Origin of the sequence: Streptomyces sp. SID3343 (assembly GCF_009865215.1) — a bacterium.
Classification (GTDB): Bacteria; Actinomycetota; Actinomycetes; order Streptomycetales; family Streptomycetaceae; genus Embleya.
Window position 1 is genome coordinate 1 of record NZ_WWJX01001304.1, and the last position, 9,640, is coordinate 9,640.

A 9,640-nucleotide genomic window follows, 5' to 3' on the forward strand; every position below is an offset into this window, starting at 1 on the left:
GTCTTCGACTCCCGCCGTGGCTTCCCTGCGTGCGTCGACCCCGGCGCTCCCGCAGACGCCCTCGGCTCAGTCGCTCCCGTCGAGGGCATCGGCCCAGCCGTCCCGGCTGACGGCACTGGCCCCGCTGTCCCCGCGGACCGCGTTGCCTCCGCTGTCCCCGCCGATGTCTTCGACTCCCGCCGTGGCTTCCCTGCGTGCGTCGACCCCGGCGCTCCCGCAGACGCCCACGGCTCAGTCGTTGCCGTCGGGGGCATCGGCCTCGCCGTCCCCGCTGACGGCACTGGCCCCACTGGCCCCGCCGACGCCCTCGACTCCCGCCGCGGCATCCCTGCGCTCGTCGACCCCGGCGCCGCCGCCGGCGCCCCCGCCGACGCCTCCGGCTCAGCCGTCCCCGCCGAGGGCATCGGCCATGTCGACCCCGCCGTCTCCGTTGGTCGCGTTGTCTCTGCCGATGGTGCCGACTCCCGCTGCCGCAGCCGTGCGCTCGTCGAGCCTGTCGTCACCGGCGCCTCTGTGGAGTCCGCCGACCTGTTCGACTCTCGCCGGCCCATGGCCGGACGCGTCGACCGGGTTGGCCCCATCGACTCCCGCCGCCGCATTGCCGCGCTTGTCGACGCCTTTCCCGCCGCCCATCCCGACAACCGCGCGCCGCTCCTCGACTGGCTCGCCGCCCTTCAGCCGATCGACGCCCCGGCCTGGACCCATGCCGAACGCGCCGCGCGACCGGCCCCCCAGGTACGCGTCCCACGCCCCGACGACCTCGACCAGCCACGCTCGACCCCGCAACGCGAGCGCCTGCTCACGCTCCTCGCCGAAGCCGCCGAGCCCGCCCGCCGTACCGCCGCCGCCCGCACGCTCCTGGCCTGGCCCGAGCCGGACGTGCGGCGCGTCGTGCTCGACGCGTACCTGCGCGGCGACGTCGTGCTGCCCGAACACGCGGACTTGCGTGCCCTGTCGGCTGTGGCCCACGACCTGCACGCCCATCCGAGCGTCGACCACGACGCGGCCCGCGAACGCGCCGCGCGACTGGCCGCGTTCCTGCCGGGGGCAGCCCGCAACGCGCTCGCGCCGCAACTCGTCGCGTGGTGGGCGGACGGCGGGCCCACCACCAGGGCTGCCGCCGAATCGGCGCTGCGGATGGTCCCGGCCGACGCCCTGGCCGACGCGATCCGCGACCGCCTCGCCGGGCGCGCCTGGACCTTCCTCGACCTGATCACCGGACCCAAGCTCCTGCGTACCCCCGAACTCACCGCGACCGTGAGCCGCTTGCACGCCGACGGCCGCGCCGACCTCGCCGAGCGCCTTGTGTTCGCCGACGGCCCCCTACGCGGTCCGGACGCTGCGGCCCACGACACACGGGCACTCGAACTCCTGCGTATTCGAGCAGAGTTCGCCACCACAGACGGCCCAAGCCGCGATGCCCTGATCGCCACCGCCCGCACCGCCGGCCCCGAACAGATCCGCCGCGCGCTCTCCCGCCTCGCCGACGACCACGGCCACGACCACGCCGTGCACACGCTCGTCGTCGACCTGCTCACCCACCCCGCACCGCGCGTCCGCACCCACGCGCACCGCGTCTCGCGCCGCCTGTTCGAGCGCCCCGAATACCTCGCCCACACCGAGTCGTTGCTCGACGACCCGCGCGCCGAGATCGTCCGCTCGGCGGTGCGTACCCTGTCCCACGCCGCGTGGACACCCGCCGTACCGGCCCTCGTCAGGCTCCTCGGCCACGGCGACCCAACCCTCCGCGCCGCCGCCGCAGACGGCCTGGCCCGGATCGGTGCGCCCGCCGTACCGCCCCTGCGCCACGCCGCCGCGCACGCGCGCCCCGACCGCAAGTCGCGCTATACGGAACTGCTCGACCGCATCACGTCACCCACCCGCTGAACCGCGCACACCCGCTGAACCGCGCACACCCGCTGAACCGCGCACACCCGCTGAACCACGCGCACTCACGGAAGCGCAGCCCGCCCGAAGGGGACGGGACCACCGCATCCCGTGCGGTGGTCCCGTCCCCTTCGCGGGTGCGCCCGGCGGTCAGCCCCGGCGAGCCGAGGCCGACTCTGTAGCCGAAGCCGAAGCCGAAGCCGAAGCCGCGTCGCGCGGGTCTTGGACGTGCTTGCGGTACATCCACAGCAGCACCGAGAGGACCAACACACCGCACGCGATGCCCAGTTCCTGGTAGCCGCCGTAGCCGGTGATCGAGAAACCGGTCGCGCCGACCACCAACACCACGGTGAGGAACGCGGCCAGCAGCCACGCCAGCGGAATGAAGAAGTTCGGCAGCCTGATCGGACGGGCCATGTCCGGGCGGTCCTTGCGCAGCATCGCGAAACCGGAGATGGCCAGCACGTGGGTCAGGATGTAGCCGAGGTTGCCGGTGACGATGATCGCGAGCGGGGTCTTGAGCCAGACCAACACCACGACGTTGACGACCAGCGCGATCACCAGTGCCCGGGCCGGCACGCCGCGACGGTTGAGCACGCCGACCTGCTTGACCGTGGTGCCCTCCTTGCCCATGTTGTAGAGCACCCGGGAACCGTCCGCCAGGCCGGTGATCATGATCAGCAACAGCGACGCGATCAGGAAGACCACCATCAGGTCGGCCGCGCCGCCCACGAGGTCGTTGAACGCGCTGACGTAGAACGTGGTCGGGTCGAGCGCGATCGGGCCCTCGCCGACATAGCCCGCCAGGGCCAGCGGCAGCAGGATGAAGATGCCGAGCGAGAACAGCACGCCCGCCCGCAGGGCCCGCGACGTGTCCTTGACGGTGTCCTTGTACTCGGGGGCGAACGTCGCGCACACCTCGACGCCGAACGACGTCCATGCCATGACGTACAACCAGACCAGGGATTCCCTGATCCCGGCGCCGCCGTGCAGGTTCCAGTGCAGGTTGCTCGCGTGCCAGTCACCGCTGAGGAACGGCATCACGATGAACACGGCGAGCGGGACCAGGAGCATGCCACCGGTGACGTAGACCACCCACATCGCGGCGTGCAGCCCGAACATGGCCGCGCCGAACAGCAACACGATCACCGCGATGCCCACCACGATCGGGAAGTCGAGCGTGGCGATACCCAGGTCGAGGGACCAGTCCTGCCCCGGGAACCACTGCGCCTGGACGAGCGAGCCGATGATGCCGGCGTACACCGACAGCGCCGTCGTCCACGGGAACCAGTAGCCGATGCTGGCCAGCGGGCCGACGAACGGGGCGCGCTTCTTCCAGCCCTCGGTCGCGTAGTGCGCGATGCCGCCCGAGGATTCGGGGAACATCGCGGCGAGTTCGGTGTAGATCCAGTTCGCGACCGTGGCCAGCAGCATCGAGCCGGCCCACAGCGCGATGGCCCCCCACGCGCCGAGGCCGCCGATCGAGGCGCCGAGCGACGCGATCAGGGCGGCGGGCATCGTCAGGGACATCGCGAAGCCGTCGTACCAGCGCATCTTCTTCGCCAGCGCGGGCGGGTTCGAGGCAGCGTCGGCCGGGTGCGAGGCGGCATCGGGCGGGTTCGAGACGGAGCCGGACGCGTTCGACACGGAAGAACCGGGGCCGACGGAAGAACCGGGGCCGACGGGAGCGCCGGGGCCGGATGCGGCCTTCGGAGTGGATGCGGACATGCGTGTCCCCTTCGCGGGGTGGGAGCGGCCGGCGGGGGACCCCGGGGGAGGGCCGCGTGGGGGAGGGGTGGGCGCGGACATCGGATGCGCCGCTGATGGCCCTGTTATAGGTCTGTCTTTTCGATCACGTCAAGAGCTGTTCTTTGTTCATTCGACAAATGAGACCTGCTCAAGTTGCTCATCGAGATCTATTGACAGGCCAAAGTTGCTGATGAAGTCTGAAGGCAAGTCACACGCGGACAGTCACACGCGGATGTCACACGCGGACAGTCACACGCGGATGTCGCACCTGGACAGTCACACGCGGATAGATAGGAATCCCCGCATGAGCAGCACCGGCCCCGCTCGCCACCAGTTCTTCATCAACGGCGCGTACGTCGACGGCACCGGTGCCGAGGGCTACGACGTCGTCAGCCCGGCCACCGGTGAACACGTCGCCACGATCCCGGTCCCCACCGCCGCCGACGTGGACCGGGCCGTAGCCGCCGCCAACACGGCGCAGCGCGCGTGGACCAAGGTGAACGTGTGGCAGCGCGCCGAGGTGTGTCACCGCATCGGCGACGAACTGACCAAGCGCGTCGACGAGCTCGCCCGCCTCCAGACCCTGGAACAGGGCAAGCCACTCGCCGAGTCGGTGGCCGACATCGAGGAAGCCGCGCAGCTCTTCCATCTGCACGCCGAGGACGCGGTTCGCCTGCACGGCGAGACGATGCCGTCCACGGACGGCACCAAGCGCATGTGGACCTTCTACGCGCCGGTCGGCACCTGGGGCATCATCACCCCCTGGAACTTCCCGCTGCTGATGCTCGCCGAGTTCGTCGCGCCGGGTCTGGCCACCGGCAACGCGCACGTGGTCAAGCCACCCGCCAACACGCCGCTGACCGTGCTCAAGGCGATGGAGGCGTTCGTCGCCGCCGGCGTCCCCGAAGGCCTGATCAACATTCTCCCCGGCGAGGGCGCCACCGGTGACGCGCTCGTGCGCCACGACGGCGTCGACGCGATCGGCTTCATCGGCTCGTCCGCGACCGGCGCCAAGATCCAGGCCACCGCAGGCCTCAAGCGCTCGATCATGGAGTGCTCGGGCAACGGCCCGCTCGTCGTGCTCGCCGACGCCGACCTGGACGCCGCCGCCAAGGCCGCCGTATACGGCGCGTACCTGTGCGGCGGTCAGGTCTGCTGCGCCACCGAGCGGGTGATCGTGGTCGACGCCGTACACGACGAGTTCGTCGCGGCCGTGCTGCGCGCCGCCGAGGACGTCGTGCTCGGCGACCCGTTCGACGCCGCCACCAACCTGGGCTCGCTCAACAACGAGGGCGTCGCCGCGAAGATGGACCGGCACATCGCCGACGCGCACGAGCGCGGCGCCAAGGTGCTGCTCGGCGGCAAGCGCCGCGAGGGCATGCCGACCGACCTGTACTACGAGTTCACCGTCGTCGACGCCGTGCCCGTGGACAGCCTGCTCTCGCGCGAGGAGTCGTTCGGTCCGGTCGTGCCGATCATCACCGCCCTCGACGAGGACGACGCGCTGCGGCTCGCCAACGACGACAAACTAGGCCTCCAGGGCGCGGTGTTCACGCGCAGCATGAAGTCGGCCTACCGCTTCGTCGAGGAGATGGCCGTCGGCCAGGTCGTCGTCAACGACAGCACATGCTTCTGGGACGTCAACATGCCGTTCGGCGGAGCCGGCAACCGCGGCACGGGTTGGGGCCGGATCGGCGGCAAGCACACCCTGCTCGACATGTCCGACCTGCGGACGGGCGTCATCAACCTCTGACGGGGTTCGGCCTCAAGCGCCGGCCGGGCTCGTCAGGTCGGCCTTGGGCCGGTGTCCTCGAACGCCGGACGGGCTGTTCTTCACAGCCCGTCCGGTCTTCACAGCCCGGCCGGCGTTCGAGGCCAAAGCGGGCCGCAGGCCGGCCCGATGCACGGATTTCGGCCACCACCCGGTAGGGATGAAAAAAGGCATGACCGCGAGCCACCGCACCGCCCTGAGCACGACGGCACAGGAACCGTTCTGGCTGGATCGGCCCGAACACCCCGAGCCGTTGCCGCGCCAGATCGGTGACACCCGGACCGACCTCGCCGTGGTCGGCGGCGGATACACCGGACTGTGGACCGCGTTGATCGCCAAGCAGCGCGACCCCGCGCGCGACGTGCTCGTCATCGAGCAGGGCACGTGCGGCCACGCCGCCAGTGGGCGCAACGGCGGTTTCTGCTCACCCAGCCTCACCCACGGCCTCGCCAACGGGCTCCAGCGCTGGCCGGACGAGATCGACACGCTGCAACGACTGGGCGCCGAGAACCTCGACGCCTTCGAACGCGACCTCGAAAACCACGGCATCGACTGCGACTTCGCCCGCACCGGCAAGGTCTCGGTCGCCGCGACCCCGTGGCAGGCCGACGCGCTGCGCGCTTCCGTACCGGTCGCCAATCGGCACGGCGAGAAGGTCGAGTACCTCGAACACGACGCCCTGCGCGGCTACATCGACTCGCCGCTGTGGACCGCCGGCGTCTGGGTGCCCGACTACGCGCTGCTGGACCCCGCCCGCCTGGTGTGGGGGCTGCGCCGCGCGTGCCTGGAGGCGGGTGTGCGAATCGTCGAACGCACCGAGGTCACCGCGATCGACACCAAGCCGGCCGACCTGGTTCGGCTCACCACGCCGTACGGGATCGTCGGCGCGCGCCGGGTCGCCCTGGCCACCAACGTATTCCCGCCGCTGCTGCGCCGGTTGGGCCTGAGCATGGTCCCGGTGTACGACTACGCGCTCACCACCGAGCCACTGACCGACGATCAACTCGCGTCGATCGGCTGGACCGGCGAGCACGGCGTCACGGACGCCGGCAACCAGTTCCACTACGTCCGCAAGACGGCCGACAACCGCATCCTGTGGGGCGGTTACGACGCCATCTACCACTACGGCAGCCGCGTCGACGACGCGTTGACGCAGCGGCCGGAGACCTTCGACGTGCTCGCCGAGCAGTTCGCCGACACCTTCCCCACGCTCGGCGACGTCGCGTTCTCGCACGCGTGGGGCGGCGTGATCGACTCGACCACGCGGTTTTGCATGTTCGCCGGTACGGCCGCCGCCGGACGGGTCGGCTACGCGCTCGGCTTCACCGGACTCGGGGTCGGCGCGACCAGGTTCGGCGCCGAGGTCGTGCTCGACCTGCTGGCGGGCGCCTCGACCGAGCGCACCAACCTCGCGATGATCCGGCGCAAGCCCGTACCGTTCCCGCCCGAACCCGCGCGCTGGGTCGGCATCCAGGCCACCCGCTGGTCGATGGCCCGCGAGGACGCAAGCGGCGGGCGCAACGTGTGGCTGCGCACGCTCGACCGGCTCGGCCTCGGGTTCGACTCGTGAGCGGCGTGAGCGGCGTGAGCGGCGCGACCGGGGGAGCGAACGGATCGGCGGACGAAGGCGAGAGGATGGACGCCGCACCCCTCGACGCCGCATCCATCGACGTCGCACCCACCGACGCCGTACCTCTCGACGCCGCACCCACCGACGACGCGCCCACCCCGGCGCCGCAGCACACCCGGAGCCACCGCATGTCCACGACCACCGGCCCGCTGGACGACATCGACCGGCGCATCATCGCGATCCTCCAGGCGGACGGTCGCCGTCCGTACAAGCAGATCGCCGAGGACCTGGGCATCCCGGCGTCCTCCGTGCGTTATCGCGTGCAGCGGCTGGAGGAGAGCGGGACGCTCCAGATCGTCGGCATCGCCAATCCGCTGACGATCGGCTTCGATCGCCTCGCCATGATCGGCATGCGGGTGCGCCCGGGCAGCGCCCGCGACGTGTGCCGGGAACTGCGCGAACTCCCGGAAACCTCCTACGTGGTGATGGTCGCCGGACAATACGACGTCATGGTCGAGGTGATCTGTCGCGACACCGACCACTTCACCGACCTGCTCAACCGGCGGCTGTTGCTGATCGACGGCGTCGTGTCCACCGACTCCTTCTTCGTCCTGGAAGTACACAAGCTCGCGTACGGGTGGGGTGTGGGCGGGGTCGAGTCCTCGCTGCTCGACTCACCCGAAATACCACCGGGTTCGGGCCTCGACCAACGCGACAACCGCTGAGCCCCGGCTCGAACCGGCGCGCTCGGTCGTCGACTTCGGACGGTCGCGCTCACGACGTCGGCAGCGACGCCACCCACCGGTCGGCCGCGCCACGCGTGGTGAACGTGTGCAACGCGGCGTCCGGCGCGGCGTGTTCGTCGATCAGCCGGCGCACCCGCGGGCGCATGGTGTGCCGATAGGCCAGGACGTAGCGGACCACGCTGGGACCGAGTCGGTCGTACACCCCGTCCTCGGGGTGCTGCCCGCCGCGGTAGCGCCGCCGGCGGGCCAGTATCCCGAGCAGCGCGGCGGGCGCATTGATGTCCAGGAACACCACGGTGTCCGCCGCCGCGAGCCGGATGTCCAAAGTCGCGGCGTGATTGCCGTCGATGATCCAACTCGGCCGGGCCACGATCTCACGTTGGGCTTCGGCGAATTCCTCCGCGGGCAGGACGGACCAGTCGTCCCGGTAGTAGAGCCCGTCGAGGTGGGTGACCGGAAGGCCCAACCGCTCGCCGAGCTCGTGGGCGAGTACGGTCTTGCCGGCACCGCTGACGCCGACGACGAGGACCTTGCGCATGACGAGTGAGCCTACTCACCGCTGAGCGGGCGTGAGCTCGATATCCCGATGTGCGCACTGGACGGCGGGGTGCGTCCGGGGTGGGGCTCCGTTCGGGAGTCCGGGTGCGGGCCGATCCGGATTCGGGTGACGGAATCGACGTAGCGGCCGCGGCCGCAGCGGTCCTGGGGGACGACGAGCCGGGCTCCGGTCGCCGTCGTCGCGGCGCCGTCGACGGTGGTGGCCGACAGCACCGGGTCGGCGCCGAACTCGGGGTCGATCTCGGCCCAGGACACGAGCGTGTTGTGGCCGTCGGTGCCGGTGACCCGGATCAGGAAGCGGCCGCGGCCGGACCGAGGATCAGGCCGCGCTGCCCACTACGCGGGTCGGGGTGATCCGGATGATCACGCGGACCGACTCCGGGGGCAGTGCGAGGTATTCGTCGCCGGCGCCCGGACCCTCGTACTTCTCGGCCAGGGCCACCGCGAGTCGGCGGCCCTCGTCCTCGGTGACCGTGCACGTCCCGCGCACCTCGACGTAGTGGTCCGAGTCCGCCGGGTCGTACACGGTCAGGCTCGCTCGCGGATCGCGCCGCAGGTTGCGCTCCTTGAGCCGGCCGGCCTGCGACGAGATCAGCAGGTCGTCGCCGTCGAGCCCGACCCATACGACCGAGGACTGCGGGCTGCCGTCCGCGTTGATCGTGGCCAGAACGGCGGGATGGGCGGCGTCGAGCAACGTGCGCGCGGAGTCGCGGAGAGAAATCGACATGGCCCCGAGCGTAGCGCCGCGACCGGAAACCGCCGGCGGCCGCGGCATCAGGCCGTCGGTCGGACCAGCGTCTTGCCCAACGGGCGGCCCACGAGTTGTTCGCGCAGTACGGACGGCAGTTCCCCGAGGGTGATCTCACGGGTGATCAGGTGCTCCAGCGGCAGCAGCGGCAGAGCCAGGACGGCGGCGGTGAAGTCGTCGGGGGTGGTGCCGTAGCTGCCGGCGATCCACACCGGTTTGCCGGACCACGTGGTGCGCAGCCGCCCCTCACCGCGGCGGACCGTGTCCAGGTCGCACGCGAGACCGTCGAGTTCGTCGCCCGGTGCGGTGCCGCCGAAGAGCAGGGCCACCCCGTCGGGCAGAAGCAGCCGCAGCGCCTCGGTGAGCACCTCGGGGTGGACGAAGTCGGTCGCGACGACCGAGGCGTCGAAGCTCGCCGGCGCGAGGGCGCCCAGCGGGTGGACGTCCAGGCCCAGTGAACGGGCGAAGCCGGCGCGGTCGCGGCTGCGGTTGACGAGCGTGACGGACGCGCCGGCGAGGGCGGCCAGGCGGGCGATCAGCAGGCCGGCGGTGCCCGCGCCCAACACGGCGATCCGGCGACCGGTCAGGGAGCCGGCGGTGTGCCCGGCCAA

General features: G+C 71.3%; 9 protein-coding genes. 4 read left to right on the top strand and 5 right to left on the bottom strand.

Annotation, left to right across the window (positions count from 1 at the left end):
- The first annotated feature begins 549 nt into the window (after positions 1 to 549).
- A complete protein-coding gene (locus GT354_RS41315) occupies positions 550 to 1,887 on the top strand; it encodes a HEAT repeat domain-containing protein (RefSeq protein WP_161361800.1) in 1,338 nt (445 codons plus the stop codon).
- A gap of 150 nt (positions 1,888 to 2,037) precedes the next feature.
- Here GT354_RS41315 and GT354_RS41320 read toward each other — a convergent pair whose 3' ends face one another.
- Positions 2,038 to 3,534, bottom strand: coding sequence for an APC family permease (locus tag GT354_RS41320; protein WP_346012416.1), 1,497 nt, complete (start codon positions 3,532 to 3,534; stop codon positions 2,038 to 2,040).
- Between the two features lie 406 nt (positions 3,535 to 3,940).
- Between GT354_RS41320 and GT354_RS41325 the strand changes: the two genes are divergently transcribed.
- From GT354_RS41325 to GT354_RS41335, 3 genes are all read left to right on the top strand, one after another.
- Entirely contained in the window at positions 3,941 to 5,389 is a 1,449-nt protein-coding gene (locus tag GT354_RS41325) for an aldehyde dehydrogenase family protein (RefSeq protein ID WP_161361803.1), read from the top strand.
- 190 nt (positions 5,390 to 5,579) lie between these two features.
- Positions 5,580 to 6,977 carry an FAD-dependent oxidoreductase gene (locus tag GT354_RS41330; RefSeq protein ID WP_161361805.1) on the top strand — a complete coding sequence of 466 codons (1,398 nt, stop codon included), beginning with the start codon at positions 5,580 to 5,582 and terminating at the stop codon, positions 6,975 to 6,977.
- A 65-nt stretch (positions 6,978 to 7,042) separates the two neighbouring features.
- Positions 7,043 to 7,702, top strand: a complete 660-nt coding sequence (locus GT354_RS41335) for an Lrp/AsnC family transcriptional regulator (protein ID WP_202512866.1) — start codon at positions 7,043 to 7,045, stop codon at positions 7,700 to 7,702.
- A 49-nt stretch (positions 7,703 to 7,751) separates the two neighbouring features.
- Here GT354_RS41335 and GT354_RS41340 read toward each other — a convergent pair whose 3' ends face one another.
- The 4 genes from GT354_RS41340 to GT354_RS41355 all read right to left on the bottom strand — a co-directional run.
- Positions 7,752 to 8,261 carry a topology modulation protein gene (locus GT354_RS41340; RefSeq protein WP_161361807.1) on the bottom strand — a complete coding sequence of 170 codons (510 nt, stop codon included), beginning with the start codon at positions 8,259 to 8,261 and terminating at the stop codon, positions 7,752 to 7,754.
- Positions 8,262 to 8,272: 11 nt separating this feature from the next.
- Positions 8,273 to 8,536, bottom strand: coding sequence for a hypothetical protein (locus GT354_RS41345; RefSeq protein ID WP_161361809.1), 264 nt, complete (start codon positions 8,534 to 8,536; stop codon positions 8,273 to 8,275).
- Positions 8,537 to 8,600: 64 nt separating this feature from the next.
- The gene (locus GT354_RS41350) at positions 8,601 to 9,008 is read right to left on the bottom strand and encodes a PPOX class F420-dependent oxidoreductase (protein WP_161361811.1); all 408 of its coding nucleotides are present in this window, start codon (positions 9,006 to 9,008) and stop codon (positions 8,601 to 8,603) included.
- Between the two features lie 47 nt (positions 9,009 to 9,055).
- A partial coding sequence (locus tag GT354_RS41355; RefSeq protein WP_202512867.1) for an FAD-dependent monooxygenase occupies positions 9,056 to 9,640 on the bottom strand: 585 nt, incomplete at its 5' end.

Excerpts from the sequence above, each read along its gene's own strand:
- GT354_RS41315 (WP_161361800.1), top strand. The coding sequence starts at position 550 with ATGGCCGGACGCGTCGACCGGGTTGGCCCCATCGACTCCCGCCGCCGC.
- GT354_RS41325 (WP_161361803.1), top strand. The coding sequence starts at position 3,941 with ATGAGCAGCACCGGCCCCGCTCGCCACCAGTTCTTCATCAACGGCGCG.
- GT354_RS41330 (WP_161361805.1), top strand. The coding sequence starts at position 5,580 with ATGACCGCGAGCCACCGCACCGCCCTGAGCACGACGGCACAGGAACCG.
- GT354_RS41335 (WP_202512866.1), top strand. The coding sequence starts at position 7,043 with ATGGACGCCGCACCCCTCGACGCCGCATCCATCGACGTCGCACCCACC.
- GT354_RS41340 (WP_161361807.1), bottom strand. The coding sequence starts at position 8,261 with ATGCGCAAGGTCCTCGTCGTCGGCGTCAGCGGTGCCGGCAAGACCGTA.
- GT354_RS41350 (WP_161361811.1), bottom strand. The coding sequence starts at position 9,008 with ATGTCGATTTCTCTCCGCGACTCCGCGCGCACGTTGCTCGACGCCGCC.